Annotated in this window: 15 protein-coding genes and 2 tRNA genes; 10 read left to right on the top strand and 7 right to left on the bottom strand. The window is 54.9% G+C overall.

All coding sequences use genetic code 11. The features are described from left to right. Nucleotides 1-80: 80 nt before the first annotated feature. On the bottom strand, nt 81-605 hold the full coding sequence (locus Q3H59_RS06055; RefSeq protein WP_101763598.1) for a GNAT family N-acetyltransferase: 525 nt from the start codon (nt 603-605) through the stop codon (nt 81-83). Between the two features lie 270 nt (nt 606-875). Here Q3H59_RS06055 and Q3H59_RS06050 point away from each other — a divergent pair, with 270 nt between their 5' ends. Both Q3H59_RS06050 and Q3H59_RS06045 read left to right on the top strand, forming a co-directional pair. Then, nucleotides 876-2,567 (top strand): sensor histidine kinase, encoded by a 1,692-nt coding sequence (locus Q3H59_RS06050; RefSeq protein ID WP_110866529.1) that lies wholly within the window; start codon nt 876-878, stop codon nt 2,565-2,567. Continuing rightward, nucleotides 2,564-3,289, top strand: coding sequence for a LytTR family DNA-binding domain-containing protein (locus tag Q3H59_RS06045; protein ID WP_309833791.1), 726 nt, complete (start codon nt 2,564-2,566; stop codon nt 3,287-3,289). Before Q3H59_RS06050 ends, Q3H59_RS06045 begins: the two co-directional genes overlap by 4 nt. A 31-nt stretch (nt 3,290-3,320) precedes the next feature. On the opposite strand, the gene glk is transcribed toward Q3H59_RS06045, so the two are convergent. Next, complete coding sequence (gene glk / locus Q3H59_RS06040) at nt 3,321-4,286, bottom strand: glucokinase (protein ID WP_101763595.1); 966 nt, start codon at nt 4,284-4,286, stop codon at nt 3,321-3,323. A gap of 160 nt (nt 4,287-4,446) precedes the next feature. Further along, on the bottom strand, nt 4,447-6,099 hold the full coding sequence (locus Q3H59_RS06035) for a thiamine pyrophosphate-binding protein (RefSeq protein ID WP_309833789.1): 1,653 nt from the start codon (nt 6,097-6,099) through the stop codon (nt 4,447-4,449). Nucleotides 6,100-6,312: 213 nt separating this feature from the next. Here Q3H59_RS06035 and mgrA point away from each other — a divergent pair, with 213 nt between their 5' ends. Both mgrA and Q3H59_RS06025 read left to right on the top strand, forming a co-directional pair. Next, on the top strand, nt 6,313-7,302 hold the full coding sequence (gene mgrA, locus Q3H59_RS06030) for an L-glyceraldehyde 3-phosphate reductase (protein WP_309833786.1): 990 nt from the start codon (nt 6,313-6,315) through the stop codon (nt 7,300-7,302). Between the two features lie 159 nt (nt 7,303-7,461). Beyond that, the gene (locus Q3H59_RS06025; RefSeq protein ID WP_101763592.1) at nt 7,462-7,818 is read left to right on the top strand and encodes a DUF2502 domain-containing protein; all 357 of its coding nucleotides are present in this window, start codon (nt 7,462-7,464) and stop codon (nt 7,816-7,818) included. Nucleotides 7,819-7,863: 45 nt separating this feature from the next. Here the strand turns inward: Q3H59_RS06025 and Q3H59_RS06020 are convergent, their stop codons facing one another. Next, nucleotides 7,864-9,105, bottom strand: coding sequence for an Nramp family divalent metal transporter (locus Q3H59_RS06020; RefSeq protein ID WP_008101352.1), 1,242 nt, complete (start codon nt 9,103-9,105; stop codon nt 7,864-7,866). Nucleotides 9,106-9,474: 369 nt separating this feature from the next. Here Q3H59_RS06020 and Q3H59_RS06015 point away from each other — a divergent pair, with 369 nt between their 5' ends. The 4 genes from Q3H59_RS06015 to Q3H59_RS06000 all read left to right on the top strand — a co-directional run bounded on the left by Q3H59_RS06015 (nt 9,475) and on the right by Q3H59_RS06000 (nt 14,151). Continuing rightward, a complete protein-coding gene (locus Q3H59_RS06015; RefSeq protein WP_309833783.1) occupies nt 9,475-10,665 on the top strand; it encodes a NupC/NupG family nucleoside CNT transporter in 1,191 nt (396 codons plus the stop codon). A 192-nt stretch (nt 10,666-10,857) separates the two neighbouring features. Then, on the top strand, nt 10,858-11,946 hold the full coding sequence (locus tag Q3H59_RS06010) for an LLM class flavin-dependent oxidoreductase (RefSeq protein WP_309833782.1): 1,089 nt from the start codon (nt 10,858-10,860) through the stop codon (nt 11,944-11,946). Between the two features lie 5 nt (nt 11,947-11,951). Continuing rightward, on the top strand, nt 11,952-12,542 hold the full coding sequence (locus Q3H59_RS06005; RefSeq protein WP_192411429.1) for a cysteine dioxygenase: 591 nt from the start codon (nt 11,952-11,954) through the stop codon (nt 12,540-12,542). Further along, nucleotides 12,535-14,151: a rhodanese homology domain-containing protein gene (locus Q3H59_RS06000; protein ID WP_309833779.1), complete on the top strand. Its 1,617-nt coding sequence runs from the start codon at nt 12,535-12,537 to the stop codon at nt 14,149-14,151. The genes Q3H59_RS06005 and Q3H59_RS06000 overlap by 8 nt, the downstream gene beginning before the upstream one ends. Before the next feature lie 124 nt (nt 14,152-14,275). Here the strand turns inward: Q3H59_RS06000 and Q3H59_RS05995 are convergent. Continuing rightward, nucleotides 14,276-14,351, bottom strand: a tRNA-Ala gene (locus tag Q3H59_RS05995). 42 nt (nt 14,352-14,393) lie between these two features. Further along, nucleotides 14,394-14,469: transfer RNA gene (locus Q3H59_RS05990), tRNA-Ala, on the bottom strand. Between the two features lie 362 nt (nt 14,470-14,831). On the opposite strand from Q3H59_RS05990, the gene Q3H59_RS05985 reads away from it, so the two are divergent. Both Q3H59_RS05985 and Q3H59_RS05980 read left to right on the top strand, forming a co-directional pair. Next, nucleotides 14,832-15,620 (top strand): formate/nitrite transporter family protein, encoded by a 789-nt coding sequence (locus Q3H59_RS05985; RefSeq protein WP_222184561.1) that lies wholly within the window; start codon nt 14,832-14,834, stop codon nt 15,618-15,620. 111 nt (nt 15,621-15,731) lie between these two features. Then, nucleotides 15,732-16,085: a YfeC-like transcriptional regulator gene (locus tag Q3H59_RS05980; RefSeq protein WP_110866524.1), complete on the top strand. Its 354-nt coding sequence runs from the start codon at nt 15,732-15,734 to the stop codon at nt 16,083-16,085. Nucleotides 16,086-16,120: 35 nt separating this feature from the next. Here Q3H59_RS05980 and gltX read toward each other — a convergent pair whose 3' ends face one another. Further along, entirely contained in the window at nt 16,121-17,542 is a 1,422-nt protein-coding gene (gene gltX / locus Q3H59_RS05975) for a glutamate--tRNA ligase (protein ID WP_309833773.1), read from the bottom strand. Nucleotides 17,543-17,572: the final 30 nt, after the last annotated feature.

The raw sequence follows: 17,572 nt of genomic DNA, 5'->3' as shown, positions 1-17,572 counted from the left end.
GCGACGTGGGTCACTGTGGTGACCGCACCAAGAACATAACGCGCTGATAACAAGATTGTCGAGAGCAGACGGAAATTTTTTTAATGTTGCGGATTCAGGCGGCCAAACACCCAATCGCTTACCCATTGGCCGTTTAGCAGATAATTATCCCGCAGCGTACCCTCAAGGACGAAACCATTCTTCTCAAGAATGCGGCGCGACGGCCAATTCCCCTCAATCACCATCGCTTTCAGCTTATGAAATTCTGCCTGTAGCAAAAACTGGCACAGCGCGTCGAGCGCTTCACTGCCATAACCCATTCCGGTAAACGCCGCGCGCAGCATGTAACCCACTTCGGCCTGACGATAAGGATGCCACTCGGCGCTACAGCCAAACAGGCCAATCGGCTCGCCGGTTTCCCGGATGCGCGCCACCAGACACAGCATATGAAAACTGCTCGCCTGCCATGGCGCCAGACGCTCAGTAAAGCGTTGACGAATATCGTTTTCATCCGGGATTTCACTGACCCACGTCATGGTCGCGCGGTCCTGATGTACCGCTTTGAAAATCCGCCAGTCTTCAGGTTGAAGCCGACTGAGGGACAAACGTGGCGTGAGTAATTGCATGGCTGAGCTCCCCTTTTTTATCCGGCAACATAGCAAACCGGCGTATTGACAACCAGCGGTCGGCGCACGCTTTCGCTAATCCTCTTTTTGTTACTCAAGTTTTCCTCTTTTGGCGGATGTCGCTATTTATGGCGACCAGGCATGCTCAAAATTGATCCCGGCTACGAGAAAGGTCTGCAGATTGCCGTGGCGCTGGCGGATCGTGACCACATTTTTTATCATAGCCTCCCGTTTCTTGCCTGAGAGATGCCCTTGCCTTCCCACTTCGACATGCTGCTGGCGGTTTTTGACCGCGCGGCGCTGATGCTGATCTGTCTGTTCTTCCTCACGCGCACGCGGGTGTTTCGTCAGCTGTTGCAAAAAGATGAGCATTCGGTGCGCGAAAAACTGGTGGTGACGGCAATATTCTCGCTGTTTGCGCTGTTCAGCACCTGGTCAGGCATTAACGTCGACGGCTCGCTGCTCAATGTGCGCGTGATTGCGGTGATGTCCGGCGGCATTCTGTTTGGTCCGTGGGTAGGCATCGCCACCGGCGTGATTGCCGGTTTGCATCGCTATCTAATTGATATGGATGGCGTCACGGCGGTGCCTTGCCTGATCACCAGCATCATTGCTGGCATCGCTTCGGGCGTGATTAATCGCCGGGTGAATAAAGAGCAGCGCTGGCGCGCCGGTATTCTTGGCGGCATGTTGTGCGAAAGCCTGACCATGCTGCTGATTGTGCTGTGGGCCAAGCCAATGACGCTGGGACTGGCGATTGTGTCCGAGATTGCGCTGCCGATGATTTTGGGCGCATCGAGCATCGGTTTAATCGTGCTGCTGGTGCAGAGCGTCGAAGGTGAAAAAGAGGCGATTGCGGCGCGTCAGGCCAAGCTGGCACTGGAGATCGCCAACAAAACATTGCCGCTGTTTCGCCAGGTTGATAGCCAGTCGCTGCATAAAGTGTGCGATATCATCCGCACCGACATTCACGCCGATGCAGTCGCCATCACCAATAACAAACAGATTCTCGCTTACGTCGGCTACGGCGAGCAGAACTATCACAACGGCGATGATGCCATCAGCCCGACCACCGCGCAGGCAATCGCTAGCGGTAAAATCATTATTAAAAACAACGACGAGGCGCATCGCACCAAAGATATTCACTCGATGCTGGTTATTCCCCTTTGGGAAAAAGGGGAAGTCACCGGCACGCTAAAAATCTATTATCGCCGTGCGCATCGCATCACCGGGTCGCTGAAAGAGATGGCGATTGGACTGTCGCAAATCATCTCCACCCAGCTGGAAGTCTCGCGGGCTGAACAGCTGCGCGAGATGGCGAACAAGGCAGAATTGCGCGCACTGCAGAGCAAAATTAACCCGCATTTCCTGTTTAACGCCCTGAATGCTATTTCCTCTTCGATTCGCCTTAATCCGGACACCGCGCGCCAGTTGGTGATCAATCTTTCGCGTTATCTGCGTTACAACCTCGAACTCAACGATGACGAGCTTATCGATATCAAGAAAGAGTTGTGGCAGGTGAAGGATTACATCGCGATTGAGCAGGCGCGTTTCGGCGATAAGCTGTCGATGATTTATGACGTGGATGAAGATCTGCACTTCACGCTGCCCAGCCTGCTGATTCAGCCGCTGGTAGAGAACGCGATTGTGCACGGCATTCAGCCTTGCCGCGGCAAAGGCGTAGTGACGCTGAGCGTGAAGGATTTAGGCGATCGGGTGCGCGTTGCGGTGCGCGATACCGGTGATGGCATCAGCGATGATGTGATGAGCCGCGTGGCGCGAAACGAGATGCCCGGCAACAAAATTGGTCTGCTGAATGTGCATCATCGCGTTAAGCTGCTCTCCGGCCAGGGTTTGGTCATCACCCGCCATCATCCCGGCACGGAAATCGCCTTTACGCTTAGCAAGAATGGCCAGCGGCTGCCTGCCCCGCTGCGCCCCACCACGGAAACCGCCACGTGAAAGCCATCATCGTTGAAGACGAGTTTCTCGCCCAGCAAGAGTTAAGCTGGATGATTCAGCAACACAGCCAAATCAGCGTTGAGGCCTGCTTTGATGATGGGCTGGAAGTGCTGAAATATCTGCAGAACCATCGGGTAGATGTGATTTTCCTCGATATCAACATTCCTTCGCTCGATGGCATGCTGCTGGCGCAAAACATCAATCAGTTTGCCCACAAACCGCTGATTGTGTTTATCACCGCGTGGAAAGAGCATGCGGTTGAAGCGTTTGAGCTGGACGCGTTTGACTACATTCTCAAGCCGTATCATGAGTCGCGCATCATGACCATGTTGCAAAAACTGGAAGCCAGCGCGCAACAGCAGTTGCAACCACAAAACGCAGCGGTCAACTCGCAACAAACCGTCAATCTGGTGAAAGATGAACGCATTATCGTCACCGATGTCAACGAGATCTATTACGTTGAGGCGCACGAGAAGTTGACGTTTGTGTATACGCGGCGCGAAGCCTATGTGATGTCGATGGTGATCAGTGAGTTTTGCAGCCGTTTACCGGAACAGCAGTTCTTCCGCTGCCATCGCTCTTACTGCGTCAACCTGAGCAAGATTCGTGAAATCGAGCCATGGTTTAACAATACCTATTTGGTGAAGTTGCGTGATTTGGATGCGCAGGTGCCGGTGAGTCGCAGCAAGGTGAAAGCCTTTCGGCAGTTGATGAGATTATAAGGCGAACGGCGGATGCCGCTCGCCTGCGTGTTTACAGCTCGCGGCCCAACACCTGACGCAGGTGCGCACCGGCGCCGAGTAAGCCCGGCTGATCGTGAGTGATCATATATACCGGAATATCGACCAGGTAATCGCGGAAGCGACCTTTATCTTCAAATGCCGCGCGGAAACCGGAGGCTTTAAAGAAATCGAGGAAGCGCGGCACAATACCGCCCGCGATATAAACGCCGCCGAAGGTGCCCAGATTCAGCGCCAGGTTGCCGCCAAAACGGCCCATAATCACGCAGAACAGCGACAGCGCGCGACGGCAATCAATGCAGGTATCTTTTAATGCGCGTTCGGTAACATCTTTAGGCTTGAGGTTTTCTGGCTCACGCTCATCAGACTTCACGATGGCGCGATACAGATTGACCAAACCGGCACCGGACAGCACGCGTTCCGCTGAAACGTGGCCAATCTCCGCGCGCAGCACTTCGAGAATTTCACCCTCTTCTTCGCTATTTGGCGCGAAGTCGACGTGACCGCCCTCGCCCGGCAAGCTGATCCAGCGCTTATCCACGTGCACCAAATGGCTGACGCCAAGGCCGGTGCCCGCACCATAAATCGCGATAGGCTTGCCTTCAACCGGCGCTCTACCGCCGAACTGAATCACTTCCTGTTCGCTCAGCATCGGAATCGCCATGGAAACGGCGGTGAAATCATTAATGATTTCCAGGCTTTCCAGCGCCAGATGCTCTTTCATCACTTTGGTCGAGAACGCCCAATCGTGGTTGGTCATCTCCACCCAATCGCCGGTAATCGGACAGGCAATGGCGATACAGGCGTGCTTAATGTCCTGTTTTTGCTCGTCCAGATAGTGGCGAATCACCGCTTCGAGATTGTCGTAGTCTGATGTTGAGAAAGTTTGGGCTTGCGAGATAGCGCCGTTTTCTACCTCACACAATGCGAGACGGGCATTGGTACCGCCCACATCGCCGACCAGGGCGTATGTTGTCATTCTTCTGCTGCTCCGCTTGGGTCATAAACAATTGCAGGACACTATAAAAGCCTGCCAATAAAACAACAACGCCCACCTGCACGATGGGCGTAATCCATTCAAAGATGCTGCACAGCCTACCGATCACCTGCCCGACTTCCCAGCGGCAACTTTCCGAAATTTAGCCACTATTACGCTGATGCAATGCGGCGGTGACCTTACGCAGCAGCGGCGGCAAGTCCTGTTTGTCCATCACCACTTCCACCAGCGACAGACGTCGATTCCGCATTAATTGTTCCATCACCGCGTCGAGTTGCACCGTTTCGCTGACGCGCCAGCTTTGCGCCGCACACTGCTGGCTCAGCGCCTGCGGTAGCGCGGTCCAGTTCCATTGCGCGATATCATTGTAACGTTGCTCAGCACCGTGAATCGCGCGCTCAACGGTATAACCCTCATTATTAATCAAGAAGATAATCGGCTGCTGGCCGTCGCGCAGCATCGAACCTAACTCCTGTATCGTCAGCTGCGCAGAGCCATCGCCAATGATCAGGATGACCCGCCGATCTGGCTGCGCGGTTTGCGCACCAAAAGTGGCGGGTAAAGTATAGCCAATCGATCCCCACAGCGGTTGCACCAACAGTTGTGCATCCTGCGGTAAACGCAGCGCCGCCGCGCCAAAGGCCGCAGTGCCTTGATCGGCAAGGATAATATCACCGGGTTGCAGGAAGCGCTGCATCGCCTGCCAGAATGCCTGCTGACTGATTACCGCCGCAGCAATTTGCTCACCTTCCTCGCACTCAGGCGCATCTGCCAGCCGCCAGTGCGCGCAGTGACGCTGATAAATCGGCGTCAGCGCCGCCAGCGCCTGCTGCATGCTCAACGGCGCAAACACCTCGCCAGCGACCGTGGCCTGAAACGGCTGCAGATCGATCACGCGCTCGGCGGGCAGATTTTGTGTGAAGCCAGCGGTTAAGGTGTCGGTAAACCGCACGCCGACGCAAATCGTAACGTCGGTATCTTCGATGGCCTGACGCACCGCATCGCTGCTGCCTTGCGCGGCATACGTACCGACGAAGCCCGGCTGCTGCTCGTTCAGCACGCCCTTGCCCATCAACAAGGTGGCGGCAGGAATCGCACGCAGCTGGCGCAACGCCTCAAGCTGCGGCTGCAACTGCCAGCGTGAGGCCAGGAAATCGGCCAACAGCGCCACGCGCTGCGCCGGTGCCAGCAAGCGTTCTGCCGCATCGGCAAAGGCCACGGCAACCTGCTGATGGTTATCTGCGGCTGTGGCTTTTTCCTCTGATAGCGAAATCTCAGCCGCCGCCACATCCACCGCCAGCAATAAATAGCCGGGACGATGTTGCGTTAGCGCCTCGCTGATAACGCGATCAATCTCAGTCACTGCGTTTTCCGCCGTCAGCACCGCCGATGCCACACTCACTTCCTGCGCCATACGCAGGAAGTGACCAAAATCGCCGTCGCCCAGCGAATGGTGCACACAATCGCCCTGCTGTTGCGCCTGACTGGCGGGCGCGCCAACGATATGAATCACCGGCACATATTCGGCATAGCTGCCGGCAATGCCGTTGATAGCGCTGAGCTCGCCGACGCCAAAGGTGGTCAGCAGTGCCGCCGCACCGTTGCAGCGCCCGTAACCATCCGCCGCATACGCCGCATTCAGTTCATTGGCACAGCCAACCCAGGCAATGTCGGGATGCGCAATCACGCTGTCGAGAAATTGCAGGTTGTAATCGCCGGGCACGCCGAACAGATGACGGATGCCAGCTTGCTGTAATCGGTGCAGTAAATAATCGCCAACGTTCGGGTTTTTCATCGACAGCTCCTTGTTAAGGGGATAATCACGAGTATTAGCGATGTGGCTGAATTGGCGAGATATTCATCATCGTGGCGTGGTGATTTGTGGCAAGCATTCGTTACGACGACAGATAATTCTGTAAGTTGCGATCTTCGGCGCGTTTCGCCTTAGTGTAAACGCATACACTGATATGCTGATGTCACTTTCTCCCCTATGAGACAGGAACGCTGCATGAGTGCTTTTCCCCATCCCGAACGTTATCAACAGATGCAATACCGCCGCAGTGGCCGTAGCGGCCTGAAGTTACCGGCGATTTCACTGGGTTTGTGGCATAACTTTGGCGACAGTACGCGCGTCGATAACAGCCGTGAACTGCTGCGCCATGCCTTTGATCGCGGCATTACCCATTTCGATCTCGCCAATAATTACGGCCCGCCGCCGGGATCGGCGGAATCCAACTTTGGTCGCATTCTGCGCGAGGATTTTCAGGGACTGCGCGACGAGCTGGTGATTTCAACTAAAGCCGGTTACACCATGTGGGACGGCCCATACGGCGATTGGGGTTCGCGCAAGTATCTGATTTCCAGTCTCGATCAAAGCCTGAAGCGCATGGGATTGGAGTACGTTGATATCTTCTATCATCACCGCCCCGATCCCGAAACGCCGCTGGAAGAGACCATGCGTGCGCTGGATCAGGTGGTGCGTCAGGGCAAAGCGCTGTATGCCGCCATCTCCAACTATCCGGCAGACAAAGCCGCCGAAGCGATTGCGATTCTGCGCGACCTCGGCACGCCTTGCCTGATCCACCAGCCGCGTTATTCGATGTTTGAACGTACGCCTGAGCAGGGTTTACTGGATGTGCTGGGCGACAACGGCGTTGGTTGCATCGCCTTCTCGCCGCTGGCGGGTGGCGTGTTAACCGACCGCTATTTGCAGGGTATTCCACAAGACTCGCGCATCGCCAGCGGCAGTAAGTTCCTGAATGAAAACCAGCTGACGCAAGAGAAGATGGAAAAAGTGCGTCAGCTGCAGGCGATTGCCCAACAGCGCGGCCAGAAGCTGGCGCAGATGGCGCTGAGCTGGGTGCTGCGCGATGCGCGTGTTACCTCGGTGCTGATTGGCGCCAGTAAAACCACGCAAATTGATGATGCGGTTGAGATGTTGAGCCAGCCGAAACTAAGCCAGGATGAGATCGACGCCATCCACAATATCTTAGTGTAAACGTTTACCCGCCCGGCATTGGTCGGGCGTTTTCCGCAGCAGAAAATTCTCATTTCAGATTTCCCTCAGCGTTTTCAGACGGATTCTCAAGGCTTCCCTGGTCCGATGTGGCAAACTAGCGCAACGGTGGCAGTTATAAGCTACTGAAAAGGAGAAGTTATGAAACGTGCCATTTTGTTTGCCGCCTTGCTGGCAACCTTATCCCCATTGGCTATCAGCACAGCACAAGCCGACAGCGCCACCATCAATTTGGGTCCGGGCGTTACGCTGCATCTCGGCGATCGCGATCGTCACGGTAATTACTGGGACGGGGGGCGCTGGCGCGAGCCGCGCTGGTGGAACGATCGTTATCAGTACAACGATCATCGCTGGTGGCGTCACGAAGAGTGGAAACGTCATCGCGCCTATGAACGTGAGCGCGAACGCCGCTGGCATGAGCGTGAACGTCGTGAACATCACCGCCACGATCATCGCCATGATGATCGTCGAGGTCACCACGATCACCATCATCACTAAACAAAAAATCCCGCACAATGGCGGGATTTTTCTTTTCTCTGGCAGTTACCAACCGAGCGCTTCGCCGACCAGCAAATAGAGATTGAGGGCGATCACCAGCACCACAATCAGCCGCCCGGCATTTTGCATCAGGCGTGAGTTCACCATCTCATCGCCCATCAATTCGCGGTTGCCGGTAAAGGAGAGCAGCGGAATCAGCGCCAGCGCGATACCGAAACTCAACAGCACCTGACTCATTACCAGAATGCGCGTGGGATCCCAGCCCGCCCAAATTACTATAAAAGAGGGCAACATGGTGATAGTGCGGCGGAACCACAGCGGAATGTGGAAACGGATAAAGCCCTGCATCACCACTTGTCCCGCCAGCGTGCCAACCACGGTTGAGGAGAGACCAGCAGCCACCAGACTCAAACCGAACACAATCGCTGCCGCTTCACCCAACAGCGGTTGCAGCGTTAGGTATGCCTGATCGAGATCGACGATGCTGGAGTGACCGCTAAAGTGAAATGCCGCAGCGGCGGTGGCCATCATCGCCAGATTCACAAAGCCAGCGATGGTCATGGCGATAGCCACATCCAGCTTGGTTGAACTGTAACGTTGCGCCTTGCTGCCTTTATTGCCGTGCTGCGTCAGCGCCGAGTGCAGATAAATCACGTGCGGCATAATGGTGGCGCCTAACACACCAGCAGCGAGGAATACCGCATCCGATGTTGGCAGCGATGGCAGCGCCATGCCAACCACCAGCTCACTCACTTTAGGCTGGGAGAAAAACAGCTCCACAATATAAGCCGCCGCTACAAACAACAGCAGACCGCCAATCACCAGTTCCAGCGGCTTCTGCCCGCGACTTTGCAGCATCAGAATCAGGTAGGTCGCGATACCGGTTAACACCGCACCCTGCAGCAGGGAAATGCCAAGTAATAGCTTGAAGCCGAGCGCCGCGCCGATAAATTCAGCGAGATCGGTGGCCATGGCGATGATTTCCGCCTGCACCCAATAGAACCACACCGCCGGACGCGGGAAGCGATCGCGGATGTGTTCTGCAAGATTTTTGCCAGTAGCAATGCCCAGCTTGGCGGACATCAGCTGGATCAGCATCGCCATGACGTTGGCCCACACCACCACCCATAACAGCTTGTAGCCGTAGGCGGCGCCGGCCTGAATGTTGGTCGCGAAGTTGCCGGGATCGATGTAGCCAATCGCCGCAATAAAGGCGGGGCCCAGCAGCGCGAGTTTGATCTTTCTGGCTCCGCGAGCGGCGCGCTCGGCGGTGCGGCTTTCTAGCATAGTTTTACCCTGTCCTAATGCTTGTTGACCTGTCCAGATTAAGGGTCATTCAAGGCAGATGAAATTTGGTTATAGTTATTGTAGTAATAGATGGTGCTATAAAGTATAGCCATTGCTATACATTGCGGTAAAGTCAGTTCTTGCTAAAAACAAGTGCAACGCAAAAGACTCTACTCTTGGGTTATTTTATAGACAATGTTTTTGTGGATATTTCTTGTGATGAATTTGTAATAGGGTTGTGAGCGGTCAGACTTATCTGAGAAAAAACGCGATAGCGAATACTTATAATGTGGTTTTGATCTCGTTTTTAAGTAACGCGTTACATAGAATACGCAACAAAATACAACCCTCCTCAAATTTGGAGCCGACATGTCCCATGTTTTGCATTTTCTTTTAGCACTAGTGGTGGTAGCGGTGCTGGCCTTGCTGGTCAGCCACGATCGCAAAAGCATCCGTCTTCGTTATATCGTTCAACTTCTGGTAATCGAAATTCTGCTGGCCTGGTTCTTCCTGAACTCCTCCGTCGGTCTCGGCTTTGTGCAGGGCTTCGCAGGATTCTTTGATCATCTGCTCAAATATGCCGCCGAAGGCACCAACTTCGTGTTTGGCAATATGAGCGAAAAAGGTCTCGCTTTCTTCTTCCTCAACGTGCTTTGCCCCATCATTTTCATCTCTGCGTTAATCGGTATTTTGCAGCATTTCCGCATCTTGCCGTGGGTGATTCGCGGCATTGGTACCGTGCTGTCCAAAGTAAACGGTATGGGCAAACTGGAATCCTTTAACGCCGTGAGCTCTCTGATTTTGGGACAGTCAGAAAACTTCATCGCCTATAAAGATATCCTTGGCAAAATGTCACAGCGCCGTATGTACACCATGGCAGCGACTGCCATGTCGACGGTTTCGATGTCAATTGTCGGCGCCTACATGACCATGCTGCAGCCAAAATATGTGGTGGCCGCGCTGGTATTGAACATGTTCAGCACCTTTATTGTGCTGTCGCTGATAAACCCTTACCGCGTGGATAGCGAAGAAGATCTGCAACTGCAGGACCTGCATAAAGGCCAGAGCTTCTTCGAAATGCTGGGCGAATACATCCTCGCCGGTTTTAAAGTTGCGATGATTGTTGCCGCAATGCTGATTGGTTTTATCGCCTTGATTACCGGTCTGAACGCGCTGTTCGACCTGATTTTCGGCATCAGCTTCCAGGGCGTGCTGGGTTATGTGTTCTATCCATTTGCATGGGTGATGGGTGTTCCTTCACACGAAGCGCTGCAGGTGGGCAGCATCATGGCCACCAAACTGGTTTCCAACGAATTCGTGGCAATGATGGATCTGCAGAAAATCGCCGGTCAGCTGTCGCCACACTCGGAAGGTATTCTCTCGGTGTTCCTGGTCTCCTTTGCTAACTTCTCCTCAATCGGGATTGTGGCGGGCGCGATTAAAGGTCTGCACGAAGAGCAAGGTAACGTGGTTTCACGCTTCGGCCTGAAACTGCTGTACGGCTCAACGCTGGTGAGCGTGCTGTCAGCCGCTATCGCTGGTCTGGTATTGGCCTTCTGATATATGGGGCGAGCTGCGGCTCGCCCTTCTCTTCTTAATTATTTCAATCGGTTCTAATCCGCGTCGCTTCCGCTTTTCCCCCGCTATTACCCGCTTCACTGTTAAACGCAAAACCTTTGCACAATATTGAATTTCCGTTCACACCGCCTGCGCCCGTAGTTTTTCTCCATGACGTCACTTCAGGAGAACCGCATGAGCATTCAATTCCTTGGCATGATTGGCCACCGCCTCGCTTCCGAAATCATTCCGGCTAGCGGCCCGCTGTTCGATAAAGAGTACATTGCGCGTTTTGCGCGGGCGCATGAAGACGCCGGTTTTGATCGCATTCTGGTGGGCTATTGGTCGGATCAGCCGGATGGTTTTCTGGTCACCGCGCACGCGGCGGCGCACACCTCGACGCTGAAATTTTTGCTGGCGCATCGTCCCGGCTTTGTCTCGCCGACGCTAGCGGCGCGCAAACTGGCTTCGCTTGATCACCTCACCGACGGTCGCTTAGCGGTGCACATCATCAGCGGCGGCAGCGATGCCGAGCAGCGCCGCGACGGTGACTTCCTCAATAAAGCCGAGCGCTATGCGCGTAGCGATGAGTTCCTCACCGTATTGAAGCAGAGTCTCGAATCCGCGCAGCCGTACGATCATCAAGGCCGGTTTTATCAGGCCGAGCAGGCGTTCTCAGCCATCAAACCGCTGCAGAATAAACTGCCCATCTATTTTGGCGGCTCGTCGCAGGAGGCGATTGATGTTGCAGCACGCCATGCCGATGTGTTTGCGCTGTGGGGCGAGCCGCTGAAAGGCGCGGAAGAGACGGTACGCAACTTGCGTGCCGCTGCCGCCAGACAGGGCCGGGAAATTAACTTCAACATTTCGTTCCGGCCGATTCTTGGCACTACTGAAAAAGAAGCCTGGGAACGTGCGGAGCACATCCGCGCCACGGCCGAAAAACAGCTTAACGAAAGTGGCTTTGCCTTTGGTAAGGCGAAGCCGCAGAGCGTTGGCGCGCAGCGTTTACTCGCCGCCGCCAATGAAGGCGATCGTCTGGATAAAGTGCTGTGGACCGGCGTCGCAAAACTGGTTCAGGGCGGCTACAACTCCACTGCGCTGGTGGGAACGCCGGAGCAAGTTTCCGATGCACTGCTGGAATATTATCGCCTTGGCATTCATAGCGTGCTGATTCGCGGCTTCGATCCGCTTAACGATGCGGTGGAATATGGTCGCGAGCTGATTCCGCTGACGCGCGAGAAAGTCGATGCGCTCTCAGCCGCCGATAAAAGGAGCGTCTGAAGCTTATGAGCCAGTATCAGCACCAGCGCCTGCGTGATTTTGTCACCAATCTTGCCAACTTGCTGGATGCACAGCCGGAGGAGGCCACGGTGTTGCAGCGTGGCAGCACGTGGCTTGGCGAGTTGATTCGCCACGACGACTGGCTGGACGACGCCTTTACCCAACCTCATCCCGAACACTATCAACAATATTTGTTGTATGCCGATGCGCAGCAACGCTTTTCGGTGGTGAGTTTCGTCTGGGGGCCAGGCCAGCAAACGCCGATTCACGACCATCGCGTATGGGGACTGATTGGCATGCTGCGCGGCGCAGAGATTTCACAATCCTGGCAGCCGGGGCCAAACGGATTGCAGCCGGAAGGCGCGCCAGTCCGACTCGATCCCGGCCGCGTTGAAGCGGTGTCGCCGACGGTAGGCGATATTCATCGCGTCAGCAACGCCTATGACGACCGCGTCTCCATCAGCATTCACGTTTATGGCGCCAACATTGGCGCGGTCAAACGCGCGGTCTACCGCGAAGACGGCAGTGAAAAAACGTTTATCTCCGGTTACAGCAACCGTTACTTACCGAACATTTGGGACCTTTCACATGACTAAACCGGTTTTCCCTTTACGCCAGGCGGCGGAAATTATTGAGGCCCTGCGTCAGCAGCAGGAAGTGGCGATTGTCGATGTGCGCGATGAAGCGCTGTTTGCCACCGCGCATCCGTTGTTTGCGGTGAATATTCCACTGTCAAAACTGGAGCTTGAGCTGCTGGACCGCATTCCGCAGCGCACCACCGCGATCACGCTGTATGACGGTAACGAAGGCCTGGCGCAAACCGCTGCCGAACGGATTGCCGCGCTGGGTTACAGCAATGTCGCGCTGCTGGCAGATGATTTGGCCGGCTGGCAAGCGGCGGGCGGCGAACTGTTTATCGACGTGAATTCACCCAGCAAAGCGTTTGGCGAACTGGTTGAGCATCACAATCACACACCTTCTTTATCTGCGGACGAGGTGCATCAGCTGATTAACAGCGATGCTAACGTGGTAGTGCTCGATGCGCGTCGTTTCGATGAATATCAAACCATGAGTATTCCAGGCGCCACCAGCGTGCCGGGCGGTGAACTGGTGCTGCGCGTGCGTGACATCGCGCCATCGCCGGAGACCACGGTGATAGTGAACTGCGCCGGCCGCACGCGCAGTATCATTGGTACGCAATCGCTGGTGAACGCCGGGATTCGCAATCCGGTGTTCGCACTGCGTAATGGTACCATCGGCTGGACGCTGGCCGGGCATGCACTGGATATAGGTCAGTCGCGCCGCTATGGTGAGGCCAGCGAAACCGCACAGCGTCAGGCGGCGAACAATGCGCGCATCATCGCCGATCGCGCCGGTGTGGAACGTATCCCACTCGCCACGCTGAAACGCTGGCAGCAGGAGACGCGCACCACTTATCTGTTTGATGTGCGTGGTGCCGACGAATACGCCGCCGGGCATCTGCCTGGCAGCCGCCATGTGCCGGGAGGTCAACTGGTGCAGGAGACCGATCATTACGCCAGCGTGCGCGGTGCGCGCATTGTGCTGATTGATGATGACGGCGTGCGCGCCAATATGACCGCATCCTGGCTGGCGCAGCTTGGCTGGCAGGTTTCGGTGCTGGAGGAGCTGCAGGCCAGTGATTTCAGTGAACGCGGTAACTGGAAAGCGCAGGTGCCGCCCGTCGCTCAACCCGAATTCATCTCACCGCAGCAGTTAGCGGAATGGCTGCAGGAAGGACAAACGCAGGTACTGGATTTCACCACGCGCGCGAACCATCTCAACAGCCATATTCCGGGCGCGGCCTGGTTGCTGCGCTCTACCCTGCAGCAGCAAGGCAAAGCGTTGTTGCCGGAGGCACGTCGCTATGTTCTGACCTGCGGCAGCAGCCTGCTAGCGGGTTATGCGGTGCAACAAGTGGCTGAGATGACCGACAAGCCGGTGTTTGTGCTGGAGGGCGGTAACGCTGCCTGGCGCGAAGCGGGTTTGCCGACGGAGCAAGGAGAGCAGCAACTGCTGTCCCCGGCCATTGATCGCTATCGCCGCCCGTATGAAGGCACCGATATTGAAGCGGGCGTGATGCAGGCGTATCTGGACTGGGAATACGGTTTGGTGGCGCAGCTGGATCGCGATGGCACGCACGGTTTCCGGGTGCTGCAATGGCAGCCGCAGGCGGTTTCGGCCTGAGGATAATTTGCGTGGTGAGTGATGAGGTCGCCAAAATGGCGGCCTTTCAAACGACAAAATCGCAATTTACTGCGTTGCGTTTAAGAAGGTGATTTTTTGAATGTGTTCAGAAAGAACAGAGATTTGGTGGAGATAAGCGGGATCGAACCGCTGACCTCTTGCATGCCATGCAAGCGCTCTCCCAGCTGAGCTATACCCCCACATCTGGAAATCATTTTTCGGTCAAACCGTTGGGAGCGGTTTGGTGGAGATAAGCGGGATCGAACCGCTGACCTCTTGCATGCCATGCAAGCGCTCTCCCAGCTGAGCTATACCCCCGAACCGAAAAACTGCCGAGTAAACTCGACGGACGGGATAATATGAAACCGCCCCTTGAGTGTCAACGTCAAATTCTCGTTCTGTGTTTGATCGCTGAAAAAGGCGTCAACCCCGCGTCAGCATGGCTTTTTTTTCAACACGCCATCCCGCTTCGCGACTATTTATATGCACCATCCGGCAATGCTTCCCCACTCCAACCTCAACCCTGCGTTAACTTTAGGTTAAAGATGTTAGAAGCAGTCTTGTTTTCGTTAAAAGTGCGTGTAAAACTTAGCGCGCTAATTAACCGGTCATCCTACCAGGGTGTTCTCTCAATGACCGGCCAGCAACGTCCCCATTAATCCATAAAAGAAAAGTGAACTATGTCGCTGCATACACCTAAAGAGATCGCCCAACTGGCGATTCAAGCTGGCGTGGCTAAAAGCCGCCTGCCTATCTCCACCTTGTTGATTCTTGGCTTTATGGCCGGTGCGTTTATCGCCACTGGCTTCCTGCTCGATCTGCATGTCATTAACCAACTGCCTGCTGAATGGGGTTCATTCGGCGTGCTGCTCGGCGCTGCGGTGTTCCCGGTCGGGTTGATCATGACGGTACTGGCGGGCGGCGAGCTGCTGACCGGCAATATGATGACGATGCCCATCGCCTGGTTCGCTCGTCGCATCAGTGGCTTCAGCGTTCTGCGTAACTGGTTTTGGGTTACCCTCGCCAATTTCATTGGCAGCGTTGCGGTTGCATGGTTCTTTGGTCACATGCTGGGCATGACCGAAGGCGATTACCTGAAAAAAACCGTGGCGATTGCGCACGCAAAAGTGAATGCCGATTTCCTGCACGCCTTTATTTCCGGCGTGGGCTGCAACTGGCTGGTGTGTCTGGCGGTGTGGCTCGCCTTCGCCAGTAAAGATGTGGTAGGTAAAATTTTCGGTATGTGGTTCCCGGTGATGGCGTTCGTGGCGATTGGCTTCCAGCACGTCGTCGCAAACATGTTTATTGTTCCGGCAGCAATTTTTGCCGGGCAGATGAGCTGGGCGGAATTTGCGCCAAACGTGATCGCGGTGTTCCTCGGTAACGGCGTGGGCGGTGCAATTTTTGTTGGCCTCACCTATTTCATCGCTTTCCGTCCGGAACAAGCCGCAGTGAGCCAGGCGCAATAACCTAATTTTGCCTTTTGTTGGAGAGCAGAAGGCATTTTCTGTTCAGGTTACTTTTCCCCGTTACGTTTTGTTGTAATATGTAGAACTAATGTATTTAACAGGGACAGCATCGTGAAAAAGGAATGGCTTACCCCCGAGGAGCTCGCGCAGGAAACGGGCTACAGTCGGCAAACGGTGAATAAATGGATCAAGCGTGAAAACTGGACAACCACGCCAAAGCCCGGTGTTCAGGGCGGTAAAGCGCGATTGATCCATATAGATGAGCGCGTAAAGAGCTTTGTTCAATCCACCCGCCACGCGAACGAACCGGCGGCTAATTACGGTGCACAACAAAATACGTTACCTGCGTTATTAATAAATTCTGTCCAGCAAATGACGGCAGCGGAGCAAGAGCAATTTGCGGCGTTGTTGTTGCGGGAGGGAATTCGAGGCGTACTGGAACGTCTGGGGATTCAGGAAGAATAAATAAGCCGGAAGCAGATGCTTCCGGCTTTTTCATATTATGCGTTTGCTTCGCGCTCCGCGATGAATGCCAGCGCTTTTTCGATTCGCGCAACGCTGCGGCTGCGACCAATCGCTTCCACTGTCACATCCAGCGCCGGTGACTGACCAGAACCGGTCACCGCTACACGCAGTGGCATACCGACTTTGCCCATCCCCAGCTCCAGCTCATCTGCCGCAGACTGAATTGCATGATGCACATTCTCTGCTTTCCAGTTGCTGTCGCTGATTGCAGCCAGTTTGTCGCGCACCACTTCCAGCGGCTGACGCGCGACCGGACGCAGATGCTTCTTCGCCGCGTCAGCATCAAAGGCTTCAAACTCTTCATAGAAGTAACGACAAGATGCCGCGATCTCTACCAGGGTTTTGCAACGCTCGCCCAGCAAGGTAACCAGCTTTGCCAGCTCAGGACCGGTGCGGGTATCAATCTTCTGCTGTTCAATATGCCATTGCAGCTGCGTAGCAACGTACTCCGGCGGCAGCGTATTAATGTAGTGATGATTCAGCCACTGCAGTTTTTCAGTATTGAAAGCACTGGCCGACTTACTCACGGCATCCAGAGTGAACAGCTCTGCCATTTCCGGCACGCTGAAAATTTCCTGATCGCCATGTGACCAGCCAAGACGTACCAGATAGTTGAGCAGCGCTTCCGGCAAATAACCGTCATCACGATACTGCATCACGCCAACAGCGCCATGACGTTTGGACAACTTCTTACTGTCATCGCCGAGGATCATTGATACGTGCGCGTAGGTTGGCACTTCTGCACCGATCGCTTTCAGAATATTGATCTGGCGTGGCGTGTTGTTGATATGGTCTTCACCACGAATCACGTGAGTGATGCCCATATCCCAGTCATCCACCACCACACAGAAGTTATAGGTGGGTGAACCGTCGGTACGGCGAATGATCAGGTCATCCAGTTCCTGATTGCTGAATTCAATCGGACCACGAATCTGATCGTCAAAGATGACAGAACCGTCCTGCGGGTTGCGGAAGCGCACCACGCACGGCTCATCAGCGGCGTGATGTTCATGGCTGTCGCGGCAGCGACCGTCATAACGCGGTTTTTCGCCTTTTTCCATCTGCTCTTCACGCAGCGCATCGAGACGTTCTTTGCTGCAGTAGCATTTATAGGCCGTGCCCGCTTCCAGCATGTCGTCGATCACCGCGTTGTAGCGATCAAAACGCTTGGTCTGATAATACGGACCTTCATCCCAGTTAAGGCTCAGCCAGTTCATACCATCCATGATGGCTTCAATGGCTTCCGGTGTGGAACGCTCCAGATCGGTATCTTCGATACGCAGAACGAATTCGCCTTTGTTATGGCGAGCATAAAGCCAGGAGTAAAGAGCAGTACGAGCACCGCCTACGTGCAGATAGCCCGTTGGGCTGGGTGCGAAGCGAGTTTTGATTTTCATTCAGCATTGCCTTAAATGCGCAGGTTTGAT

This window comes from Pantoea sp. SORGH_AS_0659 (assembly GCF_031453915.1).
Taxonomy (GTDB): Bacteria; Pseudomonadota; Gammaproteobacteria; order Enterobacterales; family Enterobacteriaceae; genus Pantoea; species Pantoea leporis.
The sequence above is the reverse complement of the archived record's forward strand: the minus strand, read 5'-3'. Positions and strand labels throughout refer to the sequence as shown.

Coding starts and splice junctions, on each gene's coding strand:
- mgrA (WP_309833786.1), top strand. CDS start 6,313: ATGAGTGCTTTTCCCCATCCCGAACGTTATCAACAGATGCAATACCGC.
- Q3H59_RS06015 (WP_309833783.1), top strand. CDS start 9,475: ATGTCCCATGTTTTGCATTTTCTTTTAGCACTAGTGGTGGTAGCGGTG.
- Q3H59_RS06035 (WP_309833789.1), bottom strand. CDS start 6,099: ATGAAAAACCCGAACGTTGGCGATTATTTACTGCACCGATTACAGCAA.
- Q3H59_RS05985 (WP_222184561.1), top strand. CDS start 14,832: ATGTCGCTGCATACACCTAAAGAGATCGCCCAACTGGCGATTCAAGCT.
- Q3H59_RS06010 (WP_309833782.1), top strand. CDS start 10,858: ATGAGCATTCAATTCCTTGGCATGATTGGCCACCGCCTCGCTTCCGAA.
- Q3H59_RS06000 (WP_309833779.1), top strand. CDS start 12,535: ATGACTAAACCGGTTTTCCCTTTACGCCAGGCGGCGGAAATTATTGAG.
- Q3H59_RS06050 (WP_110866529.1), top strand. CDS start 876: ATGCTGCTGGCGGTTTTTGACCGCGCGGCGCTGATGCTGATCTGTCTG.
- gltX (WP_309833773.1), bottom strand. CDS start 17,542: ATGAAAATCAAAACTCGCTTCGCACCCAGCCCAACGGGCTATCTGCAC.
- Q3H59_RS06055 (WP_101763598.1), bottom strand. CDS start 605: ATGCAATTACTCACGCCACGTTTGTCCCTCAGTCGGCTTCAACCTGAA.
- Q3H59_RS06005 (WP_192411429.1), top strand. CDS start 11,952: ATGAGCCAGTATCAGCACCAGCGCCTGCGTGATTTTGTCACCAATCTT.
- Q3H59_RS06020 (WP_008101352.1), bottom strand. CDS start 9,105: ATGCTAGAAAGCCGCACCGCCGAGCGCGCCGCTCGCGGAGCCAGAAAG.
- Q3H59_RS06025 (WP_101763592.1), top strand. CDS start 7,462: ATGAAACGTGCCATTTTGTTTGCCGCCTTGCTGGCAACCTTATCCCCA.
- glk (WP_101763595.1), bottom strand. CDS start 4,286: ATGACAACATACGCCCTGGTCGGCGATGTGGGCGGTACCAATGCCCGT.